We start from the raw sequence: 22,900 nt of genomic DNA on the forward strand, positions 1-22,900 counted from the left end.
CGCCGGGCGCTTCGACGCCTGAACGTATCTGAAAACCGCATGGGCCCGATCAGATACACAGAGTTTCAGACACTCCCCCATCGGCTGGACCATCCAGCGCCCGCGACCCCGACATGTACGGGCCGCCAGCCCCGAGGCGCAGGCGGCGTTCAAAAAAACTCGCCGAGATCGTCGCCGAAGAGGCCGAACGCAACCCCGGGGTGATCATAGAGGCATTCGCCACCGACGAGCATCGCATCGGGCTGAAGCCGATCACCCGCCGGGTCTGGGCACCGCGCGGCAGCCGCCCGGTCGCACCCTGCCACCACCGCTTCGAATGGCTCTACGTCACCGCCTTCGTCTCGCCCGCAACCGGCGAGAGTTTCTGGTATCTCGGGACAGGCGTCGACAAGGGGCTGTTTGAGGAAACCCTCGCCCTCTTCGCCCGAGAAGCCGGGGCCGGGAGCGACCGGGTCATCGTGCTCGTACTGGATGGTGCCGGCTGGCATACCGCGCCCGGCCTCAAGGTGCCCGAAGGTATCCGCCTCGTCTATCTGCCGCCCTACACGCCCGAGCTGCAACCCGCCGAAACGCTCTGGATCCATGTCGATGAGCCCATCTTCAACAGACACTTCGACACCCTCTCCGAACTCGATGCCACCGTGGCCGCGCAATGCATCGCACTCCACGCCAACCGCGAACGCATCAAAGCCCAATCCGGCTTCCACTGGTGGCCCGGCCGCGTCCAACCGAACTGATCAAACGGATTTCGTATGAGTGCCGGGCGCGCAGCGCGCCCGGCCCAACGGGAGGGGGCGCATCTTCGATGCGGCGCCGACGGGCGGGAGCGCCCCGCCCCCGGTCGCGCGCCCGCTTGCCCATTGTCGCGCCGATGACTAGAACCGCCCGGTGGCAGGGCGCAGGAGGGGGCCATGGAAATCTGCACCACCAAGGCGGCGATCCGCGCGCAGCGGCAGGACTGGCGCAACCAGGGGCGGCGCGTGGTGCTGGTGCCCACCATGGGCTATCTGCACGAAGGCCACATGTCGCTGGTCCGCGCCGCCCGCGCCAATGCCGGCCCCGAGGGGCGCGTGATCGCCTCGATCTTCGTCAACCCGACGCAATTCGGCGCCAACGAGGATCTTTCGACCTATCCCCGCGACCCTGAGCGCGACACCGCCATGCTGCGGGACGCCGGGGTGGACGCGCTGTTCATCCCCGAAGTCTCCGAGGTCTATGCCCCGAACGCCCAGACCATTGTCGACACCTCGGAACTGTCCCGCATCCTGATCGGCAAGCTGCGCCCGGGCCATTTCCGCGGCGTGGCCACGGTGGTGACAAAGCTCTTCAACATCATCCAGCCCGAGGCCGCCTGTTTCGGCGAAAAGGACTACCAGCAACTGGCGGTGATCCGCACCATGGTGCGCGACCTGGACATCCCCGTGGATGTGATCGGTGTGCCCACCGTGCGTGAGGCTGACGGGCTGGCCATGTCCTCGCGCAATATCCGCCTGACACCCGCGGACCGCGCCGCTGCTCCGGTCCTGAATGCCGCCCTGACCGAGGCCGAGGCGCTGGCGGCCGAAGGCACCACCGCCTCGCGCATCCGCTCGCATGTCCGGGCGCGGCTGGATGGCGAAGCGCGCGCCGATGTGCAATCGGTGGATATCCGCGATGCCGAAACCCTGGCCGCCCTGTCCGGACCGCTGGCCGCGCCGGCGGTGCTGCTGCTGGCGGTGCGCTTTGGCACCGTGCTGCTGATCGACAACCGCGTCCTTGCACCCCCGCCCCATTCGAAGGAGGAGTCCCCATGAGCACCCAATCCCCCGTCCGCCGTACCACCGTCCCGCAGATTCGCGCCCGCAAGGGCGGCGCTCCGATCGTCTCGCTCACGTCCTATCACGCGCATACGGCGGCGATCGTGGACCGTTATGCCGATTTCATTCTGGTGGGCGACAGTCTGGGTATGGTCATGCACGGGATGGACAGCACCATCGGCGTGCCGCTGGATCTGATGATCATGCATGGCCGCGCGGTGGTACGCGGCACCAGCCGCGCGCTGATCGTGGTGGACATGCCCTTCGGCTCCTATGAGGAATCGCCCAACATGGCCTTTCGCAACGCCGCAAAGGTGATGAAGGAAACCCAATGCGGCGCCGTCAAGCTGGAGGGTGGCGCCCGCATGGCCGAGACCATCCGCTTTCTGACCGAACGCGGCATCCCGGTGATGGCCCATATCGGCCTGACCCCGCAATCCAGCCATGTGATGGGCGGGTTCAAGACCCAGGGCCGTGAGGAAGACACCTGGGCCAGCCACATCGATGACGCCCGCGCCGTGGCCGAGGCCGGCGCCTTCGCGCTGGTGGTCGAGGGCGTGGTGGAGCCGCTGGCCGACAAGATCACCGCCGCCGTGGATATTCCCACCATCGGCATCGGTGCCTCGGTCAATTGCGACGGGCAGATCCTGGTGCTGGAGGACATGCTGGGCCTGAACCCCTGGGTGCCCAAATTCGTCAAGAAATACGGTGATCTGGGCCCGGCCATCGAACACGCGGTGTCCGACTACGCCGAGGAAGTCCGCGCCCGCAGTTTCCCGGCCAAGGACCACGTCTATCGCTGAGCGGGTGGGCTGAAAACGTTCGGCGCTGCGCCCCCGGGGAGTGCGGGCGCAGCGCCGGTCAGCCCTTGCGGGGTGCTCAATGCCCGCGGTCTGCCAGCCAGGCGCGCATCCAGGCGATTTCCTCTTCCTGGGCGGCGATGATCTCTTCGGCCAGTTCGCGCACCGCTGCGTCCTCGCCATACTCCAGCACGATCTGCGCCATGGCCACCGCGCCTTCGTGATGCGGGATCATGCCCAGGATGAAATCCACATCCGGGTCATTGGTGAACGCAATCGCCATATCGGCATGCATGGCATCATTGGCAGCGATATAGGCGCGGGTGGCGTCCGTGGCGTCTGCGGGGATGGGTGTGGCACCGTGGGCGTCGCCATGATGCGCGCCGTGACCCATATGGCCATGGGCGCCATGCATGCCATGCCCATGGCTGCTGGCCAGGCCGATTCCGCCAAGGGCGAGGGCCCCGACAAGCGCTCCGGCGGCAAATACGCCAACGGCTTTCGGTTTGATCTGCATGAAATTTTCCTCCGGGTCATGTGATTGCGCATGACCTGCAGGATTCCATCAACTGGAAGGGAAGACACAAGCGCGTGAAAGCCCGCACCTTGGCGTTCACCCGGCGGTTTCGGCGCGCGCCTCGGCCAGGGCTTCGGCAAAGGCGGGTTCGAACGCCTTCAGATCCTCCGGGCGGCCCAGGGTCACGCGGATGCAGCGGTCCAGCGGGGCGACAGCGGGCATCCGCACAAAGATGTCGCGCGCCATCAGCCCCTCCAGCACCTTGCGCGCCAGCGCCCCGTCGCCGCCGCAATCGATGGCGGTGAAATTGGTGGCCGAGGGCAGGGCGAAGGCGCCATTGCGTTCGGCGATCTCGGCCAGGGTGACGCGGGCATCGGCGACCTGGGCCACCACATCCTCCAGCCAGCCCTGATCCATCAGCGCCGCCAGCGCCCCCGCCTGTGCGATGCGCGAGACGCCGAAATGGTTGCGGATGCGGTCGAACATGGCGATCAGCCCGGGCGCCCCCACCGCATAGCCCACCCGCAGCCCCGCCAGCCCGTAAGCCTTGGAGAAGGTCCGCATCCGGATCACCCGCGGGTCATCGGCCACGAAGGTCAGCGCGGCTTCCTCGGGGGCGAAATCCACATAGGCCTCATCCAGTAGCAGCAGCGTGCCATCGGGCAGGGCGTCGATCATGCGCTGGATCACGCGCGCGCTGTGCCAGCTGCCCATGGGGTTGTCGGGGTTGGACAGGTAAACCAGCTTGGCGCCGACCTCCTCGGCCCGGGTCAGCAGGGCGGCGGGGTCCTCGCGGTCGTCGCGGTAGGGGACCTTGTGCAGCACCCCGCCAAAGCCCGCCACATGGTAGTTGAAGGTGGGGTAAGCCCCGTCCGAGGTCACCACCGGGTCGCCCGGCTCGACCAGCAGCCGCACCAGCGTCCCCAGCAGCCCGTCGATCCCTTCGCCCACCACGATATTTTCTGGCGCCACACCGTGATGCGCAGCCAGGGCGGCGCGCAGATCATGGCTTTCGGAATCGCCATACATCCAGCCATCTTGCGCGGCGCGTTCCATGGCCTCGATCGCCATGGGCGAGGGGCCGAAGACGCTTTCATTCGCCCCCAGCCGCGCCCGGAATTCCCGCCCCGAGGCGCGCATATGCGCCTCTGGCCCCACAAAGGGGACGGTGGCGGGCAGGGCGGCGACAAGCGGGGTATAACGTGGACCGGGCATGGCCCAGACTTATCCCCTTGCCCCTCCCGGAACAAGCCCGCCCGGACGTGGTCAGATCACCTGCCCATCGCTCAGGCGGGTCAGCAGAGCCTCGGCCTCGGCCAGCACGGTCTCGCGCCGAGTGGCGTCCATCCGGTCCCAGCTGCGATACATCTGCGCCATGCGCGGGTTGGCTTCGAACCGGTCGCGGTGGCGGGTCAGGAAATGCCAGTACAGCAGGTTGAACGGGCAGGCGCGCTCGCCGGTCTTGTCCTTCACGCGGTAGTGGCAAGCGCCGCAGTAATCCGACATCCGGTCGATATACGCCCCCGAGGACACATAGGGTTTCGACCCCACCACCCCGCCATCGGCGAATTGCGACATGCCGATGGTGTTGGGCGCTTCGACCCATTCATAGGCATCGGCATAGACGGCCAGATACCATTCATGCACCTCCCACGGGCGGACCCCGGCCAGCTGGGCGAAATTGCCGGTAACCATCAGCCGCTGGATATGGTGGGCATAGGCGTCGGTGCGGGTCTGGCCCACCGCGTGGGACATGCAGTTCATCCGCGTCTTTGCGCCCCAATACATGGCGGGCAGCTTGCGCTGGTGGTTCAGGGCGTTGCGGCGGGAATAGTCCGGCCCTTCCAGGAAATAGACCCCGCGGATGAACTCGCGCCAGCCCAGGATCTGGCGGATGAATCCTTCGGCCGAGTTGATGGGGACGCGGCCCGCCTTCCAGGCGTCCTCGGCCGCCGCGCAGACCTCCTGCGGGGTCAGCAGCCCGGCGTTCAGATAGGGCGAGATGATGGCGTGATAGAGGAACTTGTCCCCCTGCAGCATGGCGTCCTGATAGGTGCCGAACTGGGGCAGGGCGTGGCGGATGAAATGGGCCAGCGCCTGGCGCGCGCCCTTGCGATCCGTGGCCAGCCAGAACGGGTGCAGATCGCCGAAATTGTCGCCGAAGCGGGCTTCGACCAGCTTCAGCACCTCTTCGGTGGTGGCATCGGGGGTGAAGTGCAGCGGGCCTTCGCGGAACAGGTCATCCCGGGCGGGTTTGCGGTTGTCATGGTCATAGTTCCACTTGCCCCCGGCGGGTTTGTCGCCCTCCATCAGCAGGCCCGTCTCGCGCCGCATTTCGCGGTAGAAATATTCCATCCGCAGGGATTTGCGCCCCTTGGCCCAATCGGCAAAGCGGCGGCCGGAACAGAAGAAGCGGTCATCGTTCAGGGTGTCCACCTGCAACGGCATGTCGTCCAGCGCCTGGATCAGGCGCCATTCGCCGGGCTGGGTGACAAGGACGCGCTTGGCGCCCTCGGCCTGCGCATGGCGCAGCAACTCGCCGGGGATGGAGCCGGTATTTTGCGGATCGTCCAGCCGGGTATAGGCGACGCGCCAGCCGTCTTCCTCCAGCCGCGCGGCGAATTTGCGCATGGCGGCAAACAGGAACGCGATCTTCTTGGGGTGGTGGGGGACGTAAGCGGCCTCGTCGGCGACCTCGGCCATGACCACCAGATCGCGCGATTTCTCGGCGGCTTGCAGGGCGGCGAGGGTTTCGGTCAGCTGATCGCCCAGCACCAGAACCAGCTTCACCATGGGATCGGCTTTCCGGCCCAGTCGAAGAAGCCGCCCGAATCTTCGGGTCGCAGCCCGTCGATCACGCGCAGCAGGTTGGCGGCGGCCTCGGCCGGGGGCACTGCGGGGTGGCGGCCCAGGTATTTGCGCGTCAGGTCCGTCTGCACCGTGCCGGGATGAAGCGCCACGCAGATCGTCTGTTTATGCGTCCGACCCAGTTCGATCGCCGCCCCGCGCAGAAACTGGTTCAGCGCGGCCTTGGCGGCGCGGTAGCTGTGCCACCCCCCGGCGCGGTTGTCGCCGATGGAGCCCACCCGCGCCGACATCACCCCCAGCACGGCGGGCTTATCGCGCGGCAGCAGGTCGGCGGCGTGGCGCAGCACCAGCGCCGGCCCCATGGCGTTGAGCTTGAATTGCGCCAGCATCGCCTCGGGCTCCAGGTGCTTGAGGGCCTTTTCCGGGCCCATGCCGTCGATCTCCAGCGCGCCGGTGACCACCAGCACCCGGTGAAACGGCCCTTCCAGCGCGCCAAGATGCTGCGCGACCGAATCCGCATCGGTCACGTCCAGCCCGTCCTGGCTGCGCGACAGCGCCGTGACCTCGGCGCCCTGTGCCTGTAACGCGGCGCAAAGCGCGGTTCCGATGCCGCCTGATGCGCCGATGACCAATGCCCGCATGGTGCCTCCGTTTTCGTGCAGCGCATCAGCTAGCGTGCGCTGGCGGAGGGTCCAGCGCCCGGCGGCGCCAGCCAGACCGCGCTGGTCAGCAGGGCGCGCATCAGGTCCGGTTGGCCGCGCCATCCGGTCCGCGCAAAGATCGCGCGCGAATAGCTGCGGGCGGTTTCCTCGGTCACGCCCAGGGTGTGTGCCGCTTCGCGCAGCGATGCCCCCTGCGCCAGGGCCAGCGCCAGCCGCGCCTGCGCCAGCGGCAGGCCGAAGGTCTGGGCCACCAGTGCCGGGTCAGGGGGGGGGGGCGGCGGGCCGCGCAGCGCGCCGATCAGGGTGGCGCCCGGCGGCCCCATGCCGTCGGCGGCCATGACCAGCAGCCCTAGCGCCCCGCCGCGCAGGGCGGCCGCCGCCGCGCCTTTGGTCCGGGCGCGTTCAAGGGCGCGCGCCAGTGCAGCCTCGGCGCCCTGATCCGGCAGGGCAAGCCGCTGGCCCGGGCGCAGGCGGGCCACACCGTCCAGCAGGCGCGCGGCGGCGGGGTCATGCGCCAGCACGCGGCCCTCAGGGTCGAAGGCCAGCCAGCCCAGCCCCAGCCGCGCGGCCAGGGTGTCTTGCAGCGCGGCATGGGCGCGGGTGCGGGCCAAGCGGTCGGCCAGCGCCAGCGCCTGCGGCAGATGCGGCGCGAGCGTTGAGAGCAGCACGCCATCGACGGCGCGAAACTCGGGCGCGCCGGGCGTGCGCGCGACCAGCAGCCAGGCCATCCCGCCCGCCGATGCGCGCACGGCCATGGCCCGCAGGGGGGCGTCCGGCACCACCCCGCCCGGCAGGTCGCCCCCGGCATGGACCCGCTCTGGCCGCATCCGCAGCAGTCCCAGCGGATCGCCGGGGGCCGTTGCCTCGGCCAGCGCGGGCCCGTGCTGGCCCAGCGGCGCCACCGGCCCGCCCGCAGGCGCCGCCAGCAGCGCCGCCGTGCCCGCGCGAGTCAGCGCCGCCAGCCGCCCCAGCACCCCGCCCCAGCCCGCGCCCCCGCCCGCATCGGCATGAAGCTGCAGCAGAAGCTCGGTTTCTTCGGGGGTGGCGGGCATGGGGCCTCCAACTCACCCCCATATGGGGGGTGTTTTGGCAATATCCCCGCGCTACCCACCCTGTCGAGCAGATTCGCAGCGCAGGGCAGCCCCATGAGCAACCGATTGACCCATTTGCAGCGGCTGGAGGCCGAAAGCATCCACATCATGCGCGAGGTCGCGGCCGAGGCCGAAAACCCCGTCATGCTTTATAGTGTCGGCAAGGACAGCGCGGTGATGCTGCATCTGGCGAAAAAAGCCTTCTTTCCCGCCCCGCCGCCCTTTCCGCTGCTGCATGTGGACACCACCTGGAAATTCCGCGCCATGTATGAGCTGCGCGAAACGGCCGCCAAGGCCGCCGGCATGGAGCTGCTGATCCACCAGAACCCCGAGGCGCTGGAGCGCGGCATCAACCCCTTTGACCACGGCAGCCTGCATACCGACATGTGGAAGACCGAGGGGCTGAAACAGGCGCTGGACCTGCACGGGTTCGACGCGGCCTTTGGCGGCGCCCGACGCGATGAGGAGAAAAGCCGCGCCAAGGAGCGTATCTTCAGCTTCCGCACCGCCAGCCACCGCTGGGACCCCAAGAACCAGCGCCCGGAGCTCTGGCGGCTCTATAACGCCCGCAAGGCGCGGGGCGAATCCATGCGGGTGTTTCCGCTGTCCAACTGGACGGAACTGGACATCTGGCAATACATCCACCTGCAGCGGATCGCGATTGTGCCGCTCTATTTCGCCGCCCCGCGCCCGGTGGTGGAGCGCGACGGGCTGCTGCTGATGGTCGATGATGACCGCTTTCCGCTGCGCGAGGGCGAGGTGCCGCAGATGCGCTCCGTCCGCTTCCGCACGCTGGGGTGTTATCCGCTGACCGGCGCGGTCGAAAGCACCGCCGACACCCTGCCCGCGATCATCCAGGAGATGCTGCTGACCACCACATCCGAACGCCAGGGCCGCGCCATCGACCATGATGCCGCCGCATCCATGGAGAAGAAGAAGCAGGAAGGGTATTTCTGATGAACGAGATTTACAAAACCGACGCTCTGATCGCCCGGGATATCGACGCGTATCTGGACACCCACCAGCACAAGACCATGCTGCGCTTCATCACCTGCGGCTCGGTCGATGACGGGAAATCCACGCTGATCGGGCGGCTTCTGTATGACGCCAAGATGATCTTCGAGGACCAGCTTGCCACGCTGGAGGCGGATTCGCGCCGTTTGGGCACCCAAGGGACAAAGATCGATTTCGCCCTGCTGGTGGACGGGCTGGCGGCCGAGCGTGAACAGGGCATCACCATCGATGTCGCCTATCGCTTCTTTGCCACCGAAAAGCGCAAGTTCATCGTCGCCGACACCCCGGGGCATGAGCAGTATACGCGGAACATGGTCACCGGCGCCTCCACCGCCGAACTGGCGGTGATCCTGGTGGATGCGCGCCGCGGCGTGCTGACCCAGACCCGGCGGCACAGCTATCTGGTGCATCTGCTGGGGATCCGGCACATCGTTCTGGCGGTGAACAAGATGGATCTGGTGGGCTATGACCAGGGCGTGTTCGATGCCATCGTCGATGACTACCGCAGCTTCGCGCGCTCCATCGGGGTCGAAGCGTTCACCCCCATTCCGATCTCGGCCTTGGAAGGGGACAACATCACCCGGCTGGGCGCGAACATGCCCTGGTATGGTGGGCCGGCGCTGATGGACCATCTGGAGACGGTGGAACTGGACCAGGTGGCGGATCTGGACAAGCCCTTCGCCATGCCCGTGCAATGGGTGAACCGCCCCGATCAGTCCTTTCGCGGCTTTGCGGGCACGGTGACGGGCGGGGCGGTCGCCCCGGGCGATGCGGTGCGGGTTCTGCCCTCGGGCAAGACCTCCAGCGTGGCGCGGGTGGTGACATTCGATGGCGACCGTGACCGCGCCGTGGCGGGCGAGGCGGTGACGCTGACGCTGGCGGATGAGATCGACTGCTCGCGCGGGCAGGTGATCTGCGCCGCAAAGGCGCCGCTGGAGGTGGCGGATCAGTTCGAGGCCACCATCGTCTGGATGGACGAGACCGAGCTGCTGCCCGGCCGGCCTTATTGGCTGAAGACCGGGGCGCAGACGGTCTCGGCCACGGTGGCGGCGCCGAAATACGCGGTCAACGTGAACACCATGGAACATCTGGCCGCCAAGACGCTGGATCTGAACGGGATCGGTGTGGCCAATGTCACCACCGACCGCGATATCCCCTTTGCCCCTTATGCCGAGAGCCGCGATCTGGGCGGGTTCATCCTGATCGACAAGCTGACCAACAAGACCGTGGCGGCGGGGATGATCCATTTCGCCCTACGCCGCGCGCAGAACATCCATTGGCAGGCCACCGATATCGGGCGCGACCATCACGCGGGCATGAAGAACCAGAAACCCGCGGTGCTGTGGATGACGGGGCTTTCGGGGTCCGGCAAGTCCACCATCGCCAATATGGTGGAAAAGAAGCTGGCGCGGATGAACCGGCACACCTTCCTGCTGGATGGCGACAATGTGCGCCACGGGCTGAACAAGGATCTGGGCTTTACCGATGCCGACCGGGTGGAGAACATCCGCCGCGTGGGCGAGGTGGCGCGGCTGATGACCGATGCGGGGCTGATCGTGATCACGGCGTTCATCTCGCCCTTCCGGGCCGAGCGTGACATGGTGCGCGCGATGATGCAGCCGGGCGAGTTCATCGAGGTCTTCATCGACACCCCCCTGGAGGAGGCCGAGCGGCGCGACGTGAAGGGGCTTTATGCCAAGGCGCGTGCGGGGCAGTTGAAGAATTTCACCGGGATCGATTCGCCCTATGAAGCCCCGGAAACCCCGGAAATCCGGATCGACACCTCGGCGCTGAGCGTTGAGGAAGCGGCCGATCTGATCATCGCGCGCCTGATCCCCTGAAGCGCGTCTGCCGAGGCTGGCCGATGTGCCCGGTACCTGGCGGCGGCACTTCGGTGGAAGGCAAGGCTCCCGCCCGTCGGGGACGGATTGAAATCCGCCCCCTCCCGTTGGGCCGGGCCGCTGCGCGCCGCGCAGCGGCCCGGCCCAACGCCCGCGATGTCGCGCGGAACGCGCGGCGGCGCGGGGGGGCGGGAGCGTTGGTCATGCGTTTTGCGGTCCGGTGTGGTGCCACAGGCCTGGTTTTGGCGGGGAATCTGGCCTTCGATGTCCGTGCGGGTGGTGGGGCCAGGTTCGAGTATTTTCGGCAGGATCAAGCCAGGGTGTGGGGCGAACATGCGTGGCGACTTGCGGGGAATGCCAGGCGCGCGGTGATATGCGCGGGCTCAGGGGGACAGGAGGGCCTGTGTTGCGGCGTCGAGGGCGCCCGGGCCGTGGGGAATCGAGAGAGCCTTGAGCCCTGTATCGATGACGCCCAGTGCGCCCAGAGCCATATGGGCATTCACATGGCCCATATGGGCCAGCCGGAAGTAGCCGTGCCACGCCGGGTCTGTGGGGTCGGCCATGCCGAGGCCGATCCCGAGGGTGACCCCGGCCTGGGTTTCCGTCCATTGGCGCAGGCGGGTGGCGTCTGGTGCGGTCAGCCGCATGGAGGTGACGGCATGGCTGCGCGCATCGCGCCGGGCAATATTGAGCCGCAGGTCGCCGTTATCGGCGCCCCAGGCGTCTGCCGCCGCCCAGACGGCGCGGGCCAGGCGTGCGTGGCGGATCCAGGCGGTTTCGAGCCCTTCTTCATGGATCAGCATGTCGAGGGCTGCGCGCAGGCCCAGCAGGTGGTGGGTTGGCGCCGTGCCGCCGAAATACTGGTAGAAGGCCTGGGCGTCGATCCGCGGGGTCCAGTTCCAGTAGGGGCTGCGCGGTCCGGAGCGGGTATCTGCAGCCGTGCGGGCCTTGTCGCTTACCCAGAGAAAGCTGAGGCCCGGCGGGGTCATCAGGCCTTTCTGGCTGGCGGCGACCACGATATCCACGCCCCAGGCATCCATGCGCAGTTCCTCGCAGCCGAGCGAGGCGATGGCATCGACCAGCAGGAGCGCGGGGTGTCCGGCGGCGTCGATGGCGGCGCGCAGGGCGGGGATGTCATTGCGCACGGTGCTGGCGGTATCGACATGGGTGGCGAGCACGGCGCGGATCTTGCGCTCGGGGTCGGCGCGCAGGGTGTCTTCGACCTGCTGCGGGTCCAGCGGTGCGCTGCGACCGAAATCCAGTGTCTGCAAATTGACTCCGAGGGCGCGCGCCATCTCGGCCCAGCCTGTGCCGAACCGGCCCGTGACCAGTGATAGCACCCGGTCCCCCGGCGCGCAGATGTTGGCCAGCGCGGCTTCCCAGGCGCCGTGCCCGTTCGATATGTATATGGCCACATGCTGGCGCGTGCAGGCGGCGGCGCGCAGGTCGCGCAGCAGGTCCGGCATCATTTGGGGAAGGGCGCCTTCGTAGATGTTGGGCGCCGGGCTGTGCATTGCGTTCAGCACCCGGTCCGGCACCACCGAAGGGCCGGGGATGGCCAGATAGGGGCGCCCCTGGCCCAGGGACGGCAGGAAATCGGATGGCATGGGAGAGGCTCCGCTGAGGTAATTCACAGGTTAATAGAATTGACCGGAGCCTGCGTCAATCCGGCATGGCTCAGCGGTCTGGCGTGCGGATCGTATCGCCAAGGTCCAGTCGTGGGGTCAGTTCGATGCGCGCCCCGCCAATCACGCCGTCATCGCCCATTCCGGCGACGATCCGGGCGGCGCGTTCGCCGATATCCCGGCGGCAGGCATCCATGGTGGCCAACCGGATCGGCATGCCATCCAGGATCTCCAGGCCGTTGAACCCGGCCAGACCCAGTGTGCCCGGCACGTCAATGCCGTTCTCCAGGCACCACAACAGCCCGCCTGCGCCGATCATGTCGTTGGAATAATAGAGAAAATCCAGTTCCGGCGTGCGTTTCAGGATGGCCTCGGTCATCTGCCGGCCCTTCAGCAGGGCCGAGCCACCGGCGTAGTATTCGGTATCTGCCAGCTCCAGCCCGGCCTCATGCAGGGCTTCGGTAAACCCTTCGAGCCGTTTGCGCGCGCGGTGATCATCGGGCATTTTCGTGCCCAGAAAGCCGATGCGGCGATAGCCTGCGGCGATGATGGCCGCGGCCATTGCGCGCCCGGCGCGTCGATGCGAGATGCCGACGACCGAATCGATGGCTTCGCCATCCACATCCATGATCTCGACAATTGGAATGCCGGCGCTTTCCAGCATGGCGCGCGAGGGGTCGCTGTGTTCCAGCCCGGCCAGGATAACCCCGGTCGGACGCCAGGACAGCATTTCATAGAGCACGTTCTCCTCGCGCTCAGGCCGATAGTTGGTGACGCCGAAGACCGGTTGCAGCCCGGTGCCGTCCAGCGCGTCTGAGATGCCGCCCAGTACCTCGGGGAAGACCATGTTGGACAGGGAGGGGACCACCACCGTCACCAGATTGACGCGCTGGCTGGCCAGGGCACCGGCGATCTTGTTAGGCACGTAGCCCAGCGCCTTGGCGGCGGCCAGCACCTTTTCGCGCGTTGCGGGCGAGACATCGGTGCGGTTGCGCAGCACGCGGCTGACCGTCATTTCGCTGACGCCGCAGGCTTCGGAGACATCCCGAAGGGTCAGTGTGCGGCGGGTGGAGGGGGGGATGGGCCGGGTCACGGTTGGGGCTGCCTGGTTGCTGATAGCGGTATCTTCCAATCAATAGCGGGCTTTGCAGTGCAGGCCAAGTGCCGCGTGACAAGATCATCCAAAGCCTGTATCCGGGGGCGCAGGCTCCGTAGCTCAGCTGGATAGAGCGGCCCCCTCCTAAGGGGCAGGTCACAGGTTCGAATCCTGTCGGAGTCGCCACGTTCGGCGGCGTAGGGCATATGTTGAGATTACGGAGGCAGTGGCCCTGGAATGCGGCTTCGGATCGATGACCTGACCCAGCTGCACGCGCCGGATCGGTTGGAGTATGACACGCTGATCGATGTCCGGGCCTGTGCCGAGTTCGCGCATGATCACCTGCCCGGGGCGATCAACCTGCCCGTTCTGGATGATGCCGAGCGCGCGCAGGTGGGGCGTGTCTATGTCCAGCACAGCCGGTTCGAGGCACGCCGGATCGGTGCGGCCATGGTGGCGCGCAACGCTGCGCGGATGCTGGAGGGACCGCTTGCCGCCTATCCGCGTGACTGGCGCCCGGTGGTCTATTGCTGGCGGGGCGGGCAGCGGTCCGGGTCGCTGGCGCTGATCCTGCAGCAGGTCGGTTGGCCGGTGCGGGTGATCGAAGGCGGGTATCGCGCCTATCGGCGGCTGGTGGTGCGTGCGCTCTATGATGATCCCTTTCCGGCGCCCGTGATTGTCCTGGATGGGGATACCGGCACGGCAAAGACTGCCCTGCTGCAGCTTCTGGCCGCGCGCGGGGTGCAGGTGCTGGATCTGGAAGCCATGGCCCGGCACCGTGGGTCGCTCTTTGGCCGACAGCCCAGAGGGCAGCCATCGCAAAAGGGATTCGAGTCGGCCCTGGCGATGGGGGTCGCAGGGCTGGACCCGTCCCGGCCCGTGGTGGTCGAGGGTGAATCCCACCGGATCGGGCGGATCATGCTGCCGCCCGCGCTCTGGAGTGCCATGCAGACCGCGCCGCGGGTGCTGGTGCAGGCGCCGCTGTCCGCGCGGGCGGCGTATCTGGCGCGGGTCTATGCAGATATCGCCGCCGACCCCGAAGCACTGGCCACGCGCATCGAGGCGCTGCGGCCCTGGCACAGCCGCGACCGGATTGCCGAATGGACGGCACAGGCCCGGGCGGGCGCGGTGGCGGAACTGGCGGGTGGCTTGCTGGCGCAGCACTATGACCCGCGGTATCGGCGCGCGCGCAGATCCGTAACTGCCGGGCGCTGTCTTGATCTGCCGGACCTGCAGCCGCAGACGCTGGCGCGCGCCGCCACCGAGATTGCCGACAACCTGCAGGCGATATCGCAGGTTGTTGATTGACGGGTCAATAAAAATCCGGCTAGCATATAAATTACCGCTGCAGGTGGCGCTGGCCCACAGAAGGGTTGCAACACCTGCGACCACCCGTGCAATATAAACGACATGCGGATGTCATTGATGTCCGACAAGAACAAAAGACCAACAGAGGAGAGTCTTCATGAACGCAAGCACCAGAAACCCCGGGCTGACACGCCGTGGATTGTTGAAAAGCGCCGGCGCAATCGGTGCCGCGGGGCTGATCCTGCCGGCCAGCTATCGCAAGGCCATGGCCGAGCCGAAGCGCGGTGGCACGTTCCGCATCGGCTTCGGACACGGGAATACCACCGACTCGCTCAACCCCGCACTTTGGGATCAGGCCTTTGTGCAGGTGCTGGGCAATACCATGCACAACTACCTGACCGTGATCGGCGCGGATGGCCAGCTGGAGCCGGAGCTGGCCGAAAGCTGGGAAGCCTCGTCCGATGCCGCCACCTGGACCTTCAAGCTGCGCGAGGGTGTGACCTTCCACAACGGCAAGGATCTTGTGGCCGCGGATGTGATCGCCTCGCTCAACCATCATCGCGGTGAGGACAGCGCCTCGGCGGCAGCTCCGATCGTCGAAGCCATCACCGATATCCGTGCCGATGGCGACAAGGTGGTGGTCATCACCCTGCAAGCGGGCGATGCCGACTTCCCCTTCATCCTGTCGGATTATCACCTGCCGATTCTGCCCGCTGAAGACGGGCGGATCGACTATGACAACGGGATCGGCTGCGGCGGCTATATCCTTGAAAGCTTCGAGCCTGGGGTGGACGCGCATTTCACCCGCAACCCCGATTACTGGAAGTCCGATCGCGCCTGGTTCGACCGGGTGGAGCTTTATGCGATCCTCGATTCGGCGGCGCGTCAGAACGCGCTGATCACGGGCGAGGTGGATGTGATCGACCGTCCGGACCTGAACACCATTCACATGCTGGAACGCGCGGGCGTCAATATCATCTCGGTCTCGGGCACGCAGCACTACACCTTCGCCATGGACAGCCGGGCCGATCCGTTCTCGAACAACCATGTGCGGCTGGCGCTGAAATATGGGGTGAACCGCCAGCAGATGGTGGACACCATCCTGTCGGGCTTTGGCGTGGTGGGGAATGACCACCCCATCGGACGGTCCAACCGCTTCCATGCCGACGATCTGGAACAGCGCGAGTTCGACCCGGACCGCGCCCGCCACCACCTGCGCGAGGCGGGGCTCGACAGCCTGACGGTAGATCTGTCGGCGGCGGATGCGGCCTTTGCCGGTGCCGTCGACGCGGCGGTGCTGTTTTCCGAAAGCGCGGCGCAGGCGGGGATCAACATCAACCCGGTGCGCGAGCCTTCGGACGGCTACTGGTCCAACGTCTGGATGGTCAAGCCGTTCAGCGCCGTCTATTGGGGCGGGCGTCCGACCGAGGACTGGATGTTCTCGACCGCCTTTGCCGCCGGAGCGCCCTGGAATGACGGCTTCTGGGAGCATGAGCGCTTCGAGGAACTGCTGCGCGCCGCGCGCTCGGAACTGGATGAGGATCTGCGCGCCGAGATGTATTTCGAGATGCAGCAGATCGTCCGCGACGAGGGGGCGATCGTCATTCCGATGTTCTCGGATTACGTGATGGCCACCGCGGACAACGTCATGACCCCGGACCAGATCGGCGCCAACACAACGCTTGACGGGGTGCGCGCCACCGAACGGTGGTGGTTCGCCTGATCGGGGACTGACATTGACCCCGGCGCCCCGCAAAGGCGCCGGGGTCTTTCGCTCAGCAATGCGCCAAGACATTGCAGCAAGAACGATGGGAAGGTAGCGACATGGCGCATATCTGGCGCATGATTGCACAGCGGCTGGGCTTTGGCCTGCTTACGCTGTTTGTGGTTTCAATCATCATTTTCGGGGCTACGGAATTGTTGCCGGGCGACTTTGCGCAGGCGGTTCTGGGTCAGGCCGCCACGCCCGAGGCGGTGGCCAATATCCGGCGCGAACTGGGCCTGGATCAGCCGGTTTACGTGCGTTACTTCGACTGGCTGTTCGGGGTGATGCAGGGGGATTTCGGCACCTCGCTGGCGCAGCGCGGGCGCCCGGTATCCGAAATGATCATGTCCCGGCTGGGCAATACCTTCTTCCTTGCGATCTATGCCGCCGCCATGGCCGTGCCGCTTGCGCTGACGCTGGGGGTGCTGGTCGCCCTCTGGCGCAATTCGCTCTTCGACCGGGTGGCCAATTCCACGGCGCTCAGCGCGATCTCCTTCCCGGAGTTCTTCGTGGCCTATATCCTGATCTTCGTGCTGGCGCAGAGCGGGTATTTCCCGTCCATGGCGCGAATGCCCGCCGGTGCCGATCTGGGCGAAAAGCTCTACCGCGCCTTCCTGCCGGCGCTGACACTGACGCTGGTGGTCACCGCGCATATGATGCGCATGACCCGTGCGGCGATCATCAACCTGCTGGCCAGCCCCTATATCGAAATGGCGCGGCTGAAAGGGATGCGGCCTTCGCGGGTGATCATCCGCCATGCGCTGCCCAACGCCATTGCCCCCATCGCCAATGTGGTGGCGATCAACCTGGCCTATCTGATCACCGGGGTCGTGGTGGTCGAGGTGGTGTTCGTCTACCCCGGCCTCGGGCAGTTGATGGTGGACAGCGTGTCGCGCCGGGATATCCCGGTGGTGCAGGCCATCGCGCTGATCTTCGCCGCGGCCTATGTGCTGCTCAACCTCACGGCGGACGTGATTTCGACCCTGTCGAATCCCCGCCTGATGCATCGCACGTGAGGGGGCGGACATGGGTTTTCTGATCTTCCTGTTCTGGGCCGCAATCACCCTGGGGGTGGCGATAGCCGCCGCCTGGGGGTTCCGCGCCGTGGCCGCCGCCGTCACCCGGGGTGAGATGCGTCGCGCGCTGCGCAACGCACCGCTGACCGCCAGTTTCGGCATGTTGGTCATCTTCATCTATCTGGTGGTGGCGATCCTGGCGCCGCTGATCGCGCCTTTCCCTGAACGCACGGTGGTGGGCAGCCAGTTCATCCCCTGGTCCGCCGAGCACTGGCTGGGCACCGATGCGCTGGGCCGGGACATGTTCAGCCGCATGATCTACGGCACCCGCAACACGGTGGGCATCGCATTCGCCACCACGGCGCTGGCGTTTCTGATCGGCTCGGTCTTCGGGCTGCTGGCGGCCACGGTGGGCGGCTGGCTGGATCAGGGCCTGTCGCGGCTGGTGGATGTGATGATGGCGATTCCGTCGCTCATCTTTGCGCTGCTGCTGCTGACGATCTTCGGCACCTCGATCCTGACGCTGATCCTGGTGATTGCGGTGATCGATTCCACCCGCGTCTTTCGTCTTGCCCGCGCGGTGACCGAAGGCGTGGTGGTGATGGATTACATCGAGGCCGCGCGCCTGCGTGGCGAGGGGCTGGGCTATCTCATCACGCGCGAGATCCTGCCCAATGTCACAGCACCCCTGGTGGCCGAGTTCGGGCTGCGGTTCTGCTTCGTGTTCCTGTCGATCTCGGCGCTGTCGTTCCTGGGGCTGGGGATCCAGCCGCCCACTGCCGACTGGGGGTCGATGGTGCGCGAGAACGCGACGCTGATCACCTTTGGCGACATCACGCCGTTGCTGCCTGCGGGCGCGATCGCGCTGCTGACGGTGGCGGTGAATTTCGTGGTGGATTGGCAGCTTTACCGCGCCAGCGGGTTGAAGGAGTGACGCGCATGACCAAGAAGGATGTGCTTCTGAACATTCGCGGGTTGAAGATCGAAGGCAAGTCCGGCGATGACTGGCTGGCGATTGTGAACGGGGTCAACCTGACCCTGCACCGCGGTGAGGTGCTGGGCCTGATCGGCGAATCGGGGGCGGGCAAGTCCACCATCGGGTTGGCGGCCATGGGGTTTGCGCGCGATGGCTGCCGGATCAGCGACGGGGTGATCGAATTCGACGGGACCGACCTGCGCGAAGCAAGCCAGGATCAGTTGCGCCGCCTGCGCGGCAAGCGCATCGCCTATGTCGCGCAATCGGCGGCGGCCAGCTTCAACCCGGCGCACAAGCTGATGGACCAGTATTGCGAGGCCCCGGTGCGTCACGGCGTCATGTCCCGCTCGCAGGCCGAGAAGGACGCGGTGGAACTCTATCGCAAGATGCAGCTTCCGGACCCCGAGGGGATCGGTTTTCGCTTTCCGCATCAGGTCTCGGGCGGGCAGTTGCAGCGGGCGATGACGGCGATGGCCATGTCCTGCCGCCCGGACCTGATCATCTTTGACGAACCCACCACCGCGCTGGACGTGACCACGCAGATCGAGGTGCTGGCGGCGATCCGCGATATCGTCGAGCAGTTCGGCACCGCGGCGATCTACATCACCCATGACCTGGCGGTGGTGGCGCAGATGGCGGACCGGATCAAGATCCTGCTCAAGGGGGATGAGGTCGAGGAAGCCGACACCGAAACCATGCTGAGCGCGCCGAAGGATGACTATACCAAGTCGCTCTGGGCGGTGCGCAGCTTTCAGCGTGCCGAGCAGGCGGCGCCGAGGGACAAGCCGGTGGTGTCGCTGCGCAATATCTCGGCCGCATACGGGCCGGTCAAGGTGCTGGACGACATCAGCTTTGACATCCATCCGCGCCGGACGGTCGCGGTGGTGGGCGAGTCGGGATCGGGGAAATCGACCGCCGCGCGGGTTATCACCGGGCTGCTGCCGCCCACACGCGGCGAGGTGCTGTTCGACGGCGAAGCCTTGCCCCCCGATTACCGCAAGCGCACCCGCGACCAGTTGCGCCATGCGCAGATGATCTATCAGATGGCGGATACGGCGCTGAACCCCAAGCTGACGCTGCGGCGGTTGATCGGGCGCCCGGCGCAGATGTATCTGGGCCTGCGCGGGAGGGCACTGACCGAACGAATCCGCGAGTTGCTGGACCTGATCGAACTGGAGCCGGATCAGTATATCGACCGGTTGCCCTCAGAGCTTTCGGGCGGGCAGAAGCAGCGCATCGGGATCGCCCGGGCGCTGGCCGCCGAGCCGCGGTTCATCATCTGCGACGAGGTGACCTCTGCGCTGGACCAGATCGTGGCCGAGGGGATCTTGCGGCTGCTGGACAAGCTGCAGTCGGAATTCAACCTGGCCTACATGTTCATCACCCATGATCTGGCGACGGTGCGGGCGATTGCCGATGACGTTGTGGTCATGCAGAAGGGCCGGGTAGTGGAGCAGGGGCCGAAGCCCGAGATGTTCGCCCCACCGCATGAGCCCTATACCGAATTGCTGCTGTCCTCGGTGCCCGAGATGGATCCCGATTGGCTTACAAAGCTGCTGGAACAGCGCAGCCGCAAGGGGTTGCCGCAGAGCGCCGATCAGTAGGGGGGGGCTTGTGGCGGCGGGGGAGCGCCCCCTCGGAGCACCCGCCCACCCACCCTGTGCGCCTCGGGGGCGCTGCCCGGCGCGGGCGCGCCGGGCGGGGTTCGTGGCTGGCGGGGTCAGTAATCCCGGGCGCCGAAGAGAGCCGAGCCGACCCGGATATGGGTTGCGCCTTCGGCGATGGCGGTTTCGAAGTCGTCGCTCATGCCCATGGACAGGCCCGGCAGGTCATTGCGCCCGCCGATTTCACGCAGCATCCGGAAGTGGGGCAGGGGGTCTTCGTCCACGGGCGGGATGCACATCACGCCGACGAGCGGCAGGTTCAGGCTGCGCGCGTCGGCGATGAAGCTGTCGGCATCGATGGGCAGGACGCCCGCCTTTTGCGGCTCGGCCCCGGTGTTGATCTGGACGAACAGCTTCGGGCAGTGGCCGGTTTCATCGGCCAGCCGCGCCAGGGTCCGTGCGAGCTTCGGCCGGTCCAGAGAATGGATGGTCGAGAAAAGTTCCATTGCCTGCCGGGCCTTGTTCGTCTGTAGCGGGCCCAGCAGGTGCAGATCCACCCCTTCGAACTGCGCCGACCATTCCGGCCATTTTCCGGCGGCCTCCTGCACGCGGTTTTCGCCAAAGATGCGGTGGCCCTGCTGCAATACGGCTTTCACCCTTTCGGGCGGTTGCAGTTTGGACACGGCGATCAGCGTGACCGCGCCTTTGGGGCGCCCCGCATCAGCCAGGGCGCGGTCCATGCGCGCGGAAATCTCGGCAATCGACATGGTTCAATCCCTTGGGTTGTTCCGCGGTCCCTGCGGTGCGCCGAGGTGAACCGCCCCACCGTCAAGGCGGCCGGTGGCTTCATCCAGCCGGAGCGTGCTCCCGAAGGCCATGCCGCTGTCTGTCTGGCGTTCGAAATGCAGGCGCAGGCGGGTCCGTGACGTCAGGCGCATGCCATTTTCTGCGGGCCCCAGGGAGGGGTTGCTTTCCCAGACCACACCCATGCGCGCATCGCCGCTGAAGGTGATGCCAGAGCCCGGTTGCGCTGCGCCGACCATGGGCGTGAGAAAGAACAGGGCGGTTATGAGTTGCAGCGGACGCATGGCGCGAATGTGCCCGTTTCGCTGCGGCTTTGCAACCGGTCCGGTGGCAGCGCGCAGAAACGAAAAGAGCGGGCACCGGGCCCGCTCTCTCGTATCTTGACTGGTATGTCAGCTCAGAAGCTGAAGCTCACACCGAAGTCTGCAACGGTCTGACCGCCGCCAGCGTCGAAGCTGGTGTAGCGGACGCCGCCGACGATGCTTGCACCGCCGCCCAGGCTGTAGCTGGCGCCAGCACCGACGTGCACATCGCGTGCGAAGTCACGGCGAGCAAAGGCCGACACGGTGATGTCATCGATGTCTGCGCTGCCCGACAGACCGATCTGGTGATCGGAAGTGTTGGTGCCGCGTGCATCCTGCACCAGGCGACCGATGGTTGCGCGGACGCTGAACATGTCGATGTTCGCTTCACCGCCCAGAGCAACGTGGCCGAAGTTGTCGCCGCCGATGTTTGCAAGCTCGTAGCCAGCGCCGATTGCGAAGCCGTCGAACTCGTAACGAGCACCGATGGAGCCCATTTCGACGCGGTCATTGTTGCCGTCACGGACGTTGAGCTGACCCAGCGATGCGTGAACGGTGAAACCGTCGAAGCTGTAGGTGTACAGGGCGTTGGTGCCGCCGCTGTTGAGAATGCCACCGTTGAAGTCACGCTGGAAGTAGGTGTTCTCGTTCAGGAAGCCCAGCCCGGTCAGGCCGATGCCGTGCAGGTCGCCGACCGACGCCTGAGCAGCGCCTGCCACGTCACCGAACGACAGGCGGCCGAAGTCGCCCGAGATGAACACGTTGGCGCCGCCGGTGCCCATGTTGCCCGAAGCGGAATCGGGAGCGGTCTGAGCGCGGAACCAGCCGCCGAAGGCCATGCCGGTGTCGGTTTCGCCGGACAGGGTGAAGCGCACACGTGCACGGCTGTCCAGGCGCAGCTTGTCCTGAGCAGCGTCGTTGAATACGACACCCATGCGGCCATCGCCCGAGACGCTGACGTCAGCGGCGGCGACGCCAGCGGATGCGACCAGTGCGGCGGCCGAACCAAGAAGAATCTTTTTCATTGTTTCCCTCGTTGTCTTAAGGACTAACCCTGGGCGTCTCGCCGGGTCTGAGCCTATTTCTCTCTTTCGGCCGGTGTTTGCAACACGTAGGTCGATGGCGCTTTGCGAACTTGGCGGCGTTGATGCAGATTTGTCACGCCCGATCCGATGGGCGCCGGATTCGGAGTGCAAAGGGGTGATTTGAACCCCCGCGCGGGAATCCCCGGACGCCCTCTTGTCCCATGTGTGGCCCTCGGCTAGACATGCGGGGGCAGTAATCAAAGGTCGGCACGCATGATCGCATCGAACAGGGCAGCGCTGCGGAGACTGAGTCGCATCGCGATGGGAGTGGGCCTGGCAGCCGTGCTTGCGGGCTGTGGCGGCGGTTTCGGCAACTTTTTCCAGGGGGGCGAACGCTCGCAGGAGGCAACGGCCGAAATGCACGCGCAGGAGCGAGAGCGCCTGCCGGGCAGCGGTCAGGATGGCACAATCTGGGACCTGTTCACCAATGTGGACCCGCCCAGCACCACGGTCGAAGTCAACCGCTACATCTGGAACGCGGCGCTGGAGGTGCTGGACTTCCTGCCGGTGCAGACGGTGGACCCGTTCTCGGGGGTGATCGTGACCGGGTTTGGCACGCCTCCGGGCGGGGGAAGGGCCTATCGCGCGGCGGTGCTGGTGAATGACCCGGCGCTGGATGCGCGGTCGCTCAATGTGGCGCTGATGACACAGGGCGGCCCGGCCAGCCGCGAGACCGTCCGCGCGGTCGAGGATGCCATTCTGACACGCGCACGCCAGCTTCGGATCCGTGACCGCGGGATGTGACCCGCTGGACCCCGCGCGACGGCAACGCTATGACAACACCGGGCCT

At 66.5% G+C, this 22,900-nt stretch carries 21 protein-coding genes and 1 tRNA gene; 12 read left to right on the top strand and 10 right to left on the bottom strand.

Features of this window, described 5'->3' with window-relative positions; translation table 11 throughout:
• Window positions 1-113 precede the first annotated feature (113 nt).
• The 3 genes from HUK65_RS14915 (at window position 114) to panB (ending at window position 2,599) form a co-directional block, all read left to right on the top strand.
• On the top strand, window positions 114-737 hold the full coding sequence (locus HUK65_RS14915; protein ID WP_179907072.1) for an IS630 family transposase: 624 nt from the start codon (window positions 114-116) through the stop codon (window positions 735-737).
• A 174-nt stretch (window positions 738-911) separates the two neighbouring features.
• Entirely contained in the window at window positions 912-1,793 is an 882-nt protein-coding gene (gene panC / locus HUK65_RS14920) for a pantoate--beta-alanine ligase (protein ID WP_179907073.1), read from the top strand.
• On the top strand, window positions 1,790-2,599 hold the full coding sequence (gene panB / locus HUK65_RS14925; RefSeq protein ID WP_179907074.1) for a 3-methyl-2-oxobutanoate hydroxymethyltransferase: 810 nt from the start codon (window positions 1,790-1,792) through the stop codon (window positions 2,597-2,599). The genes panC and panB overlap by 4 nt, the downstream gene beginning before the upstream one ends.
• A gap of 76 nt (window positions 2,600-2,675) precedes the next feature.
• Here the strand turns inward: panB and copM are convergent, their stop codons facing one another.
• From copM to HUK65_RS14950, 5 genes are all read right to left on the bottom strand, one after another.
• Window positions 2,676-3,113, bottom strand: a complete 438-nt coding sequence (gene copM / locus HUK65_RS14930) for a CopM family metallochaperone (RefSeq protein ID WP_179907075.1) — start codon at window positions 3,111-3,113, stop codon at window positions 2,676-2,678.
• 96 nt (window positions 3,114-3,209) lie between these two features.
• Entirely contained in the window at window positions 3,210-4,328 is a 1,119-nt protein-coding gene (locus HUK65_RS14935; RefSeq protein WP_179907076.1) for a pyridoxal phosphate-dependent aminotransferase, read from the bottom strand.
• Window positions 4,329-4,379: 51 nt separating this feature from the next.
• Window positions 4,380-5,906 (bottom strand): cryptochrome/photolyase family protein, encoded by a 1,527-nt coding sequence (locus tag HUK65_RS14940; RefSeq protein WP_179907077.1) that lies wholly within the window; start codon window positions 5,904-5,906, stop codon window positions 4,380-4,382.
• On the bottom strand, window positions 5,900-6,562 hold the full coding sequence (locus HUK65_RS14945; protein WP_179907078.1) for an SDR family NAD(P)-dependent oxidoreductase: 663 nt from the start codon (window positions 6,560-6,562) through the stop codon (window positions 5,900-5,902). The genes HUK65_RS14940 and HUK65_RS14945 overlap by 7 nt, the downstream gene beginning before the upstream one ends.
• Window positions 6,563-6,591: 29 nt before the next feature.
• Window positions 6,592-7,635 carry a hypothetical protein gene (locus tag HUK65_RS14950; RefSeq protein WP_179907079.1) on the bottom strand — a complete coding sequence of 348 codons (1,044 nt, stop codon included), beginning with the start codon at window positions 7,633-7,635 and terminating at the stop codon, window positions 6,592-6,594.
• A gap of 93 nt (window positions 7,636-7,728) precedes the next feature.
• On the opposite strand from HUK65_RS14950, the gene cysD reads away from it, so the two are divergent.
• Window positions 7,729-8,631: a sulfate adenylyltransferase subunit CysD gene (gene cysD, locus HUK65_RS14955; protein WP_179907080.1), complete on the top strand. Its 903-nt coding sequence runs from the start codon at window positions 7,729-7,731 to the stop codon at window positions 8,629-8,631.
• Complete coding sequence (gene cysN, locus HUK65_RS14960) at window positions 8,631-10,529, top strand: sulfate adenylyltransferase subunit CysN (protein ID WP_179907081.1); 1,899 nt, start codon at window positions 8,631-8,633, stop codon at window positions 10,527-10,529. Before cysD ends, cysN begins: the two co-directional genes overlap by 1 nt.
• A gap of 383 nt (window positions 10,530-10,912) precedes the next feature.
• Here the strand turns inward: cysN and HUK65_RS14965 are convergent, their stop codons facing one another.
• Both HUK65_RS14965 and HUK65_RS14970 read right to left on the bottom strand, forming a co-directional pair.
• The gene (locus HUK65_RS14965) at window positions 10,913-12,136 is read right to left on the bottom strand and encodes a pyridoxal-phosphate-dependent aminotransferase family protein (RefSeq protein WP_179907082.1); all 1,224 of its coding nucleotides are present in this window, start codon (window positions 12,134-12,136) and stop codon (window positions 10,913-10,915) included.
• Between the two features lie 70 nt (window positions 12,137-12,206).
• A complete protein-coding gene (locus HUK65_RS14970; RefSeq protein WP_327787135.1) occupies window positions 12,207-13,247 on the bottom strand; it encodes a LacI family DNA-binding transcriptional regulator in 1,041 nt (346 codons plus the stop codon).
• A 112-nt stretch (window positions 13,248-13,359) separates the two neighbouring features.
• Here HUK65_RS14970 and HUK65_RS14975 point away from each other — a divergent pair.
• The 6 genes from HUK65_RS14975 (at window position 13,360) to HUK65_RS15000 (ending at window position 19,919) form a co-directional block, all read left to right on the top strand.
• Window positions 13,360-13,436 (top strand) — tRNA-Arg (locus tag HUK65_RS14975).
• A gap of 51 nt (window positions 13,437-13,487) precedes the next feature.
• Window positions 13,488-14,558: a tRNA 2-selenouridine(34) synthase MnmH gene (gene mnmH / locus HUK65_RS14980; RefSeq protein WP_179907083.1), complete on the top strand. Its 1,071-nt coding sequence runs from the start codon at window positions 13,488-13,490 to the stop codon at window positions 14,556-14,558.
• Window positions 14,559-14,715: 157 nt separating this feature from the next.
• Entirely contained in the window at window positions 14,716-16,281 is a 1,566-nt protein-coding gene (locus HUK65_RS14985; RefSeq protein ID WP_179907084.1) for an ABC transporter substrate-binding protein, read from the top strand.
• 101 nt (window positions 16,282-16,382) lie between these two features.
• Window positions 16,383-17,339, top strand: coding sequence for an ABC transporter permease (locus tag HUK65_RS14990; protein ID WP_179907085.1), 957 nt, complete (start codon window positions 16,383-16,385; stop codon window positions 17,337-17,339).
• 10 nt (window positions 17,340-17,349) lie between these two features.
• Window positions 17,350-18,273, top strand: coding sequence for an ABC transporter permease (locus tag HUK65_RS14995; protein WP_179907086.1), 924 nt, complete (start codon window positions 17,350-17,352; stop codon window positions 18,271-18,273).
• A gap of 5 nt (window positions 18,274-18,278) precedes the next feature.
• Window positions 18,279-19,919: an ABC transporter ATP-binding protein gene (locus HUK65_RS15000; protein WP_179907087.1), complete on the top strand. Its 1,641-nt coding sequence runs from the start codon at window positions 18,279-18,281 to the stop codon at window positions 19,917-19,919.
• 116 nt (window positions 19,920-20,035) lie between these two features.
• Here the strand turns inward: HUK65_RS15000 and HUK65_RS15005 are convergent, their stop codons facing one another.
• The 3 genes from HUK65_RS15005 to HUK65_RS15015 all read right to left on the bottom strand — a co-directional run bounded on the left by HUK65_RS15005 (window position 20,036) and on the right by HUK65_RS15015 (window position 22,050).
• Window positions 20,036-20,686 carry a YggS family pyridoxal phosphate-dependent enzyme gene (locus HUK65_RS15005; protein ID WP_179907088.1) on the bottom strand — a complete coding sequence of 217 codons (651 nt, stop codon included), beginning with the start codon at window positions 20,684-20,686 and terminating at the stop codon, window positions 20,036-20,038.
• Window positions 20,687-20,689: 3 nt separating this feature from the next.
• On the bottom strand, window positions 20,690-21,007 hold the full coding sequence (locus HUK65_RS15010; protein WP_179907089.1) for a porin family protein: 318 nt from the start codon (window positions 21,005-21,007) through the stop codon (window positions 20,690-20,692).
• A 113-nt stretch (window positions 21,008-21,120) separates the two neighbouring features.
• Window positions 21,121-22,050: a porin gene (locus HUK65_RS15015; protein ID WP_179907090.1), complete on the bottom strand. Its 930-nt coding sequence runs from the start codon at window positions 22,048-22,050 to the stop codon at window positions 21,121-21,123.
• 321 nt (window positions 22,051-22,371) lie between these two features.
• On the opposite strand from HUK65_RS15015, the gene HUK65_RS15020 reads away from it, so the two are divergent.
• Window positions 22,372-22,854, top strand: a complete 483-nt coding sequence (locus HUK65_RS15020; RefSeq protein ID WP_235442177.1) for a DUF3576 domain-containing protein — start codon at window positions 22,372-22,374, stop codon at window positions 22,852-22,854.
• Window positions 22,855-22,900: the final 46 nt, after the last annotated feature.

This window comes from Rhabdonatronobacter sediminivivens, assembly GCF_013415485.1.
Taxonomy (GTDB): domain Bacteria; phylum Pseudomonadota; class Alphaproteobacteria; order Rhodobacterales; family Rhodobacteraceae; genus Rhabdonatronobacter; species Rhabdonatronobacter sediminivivens.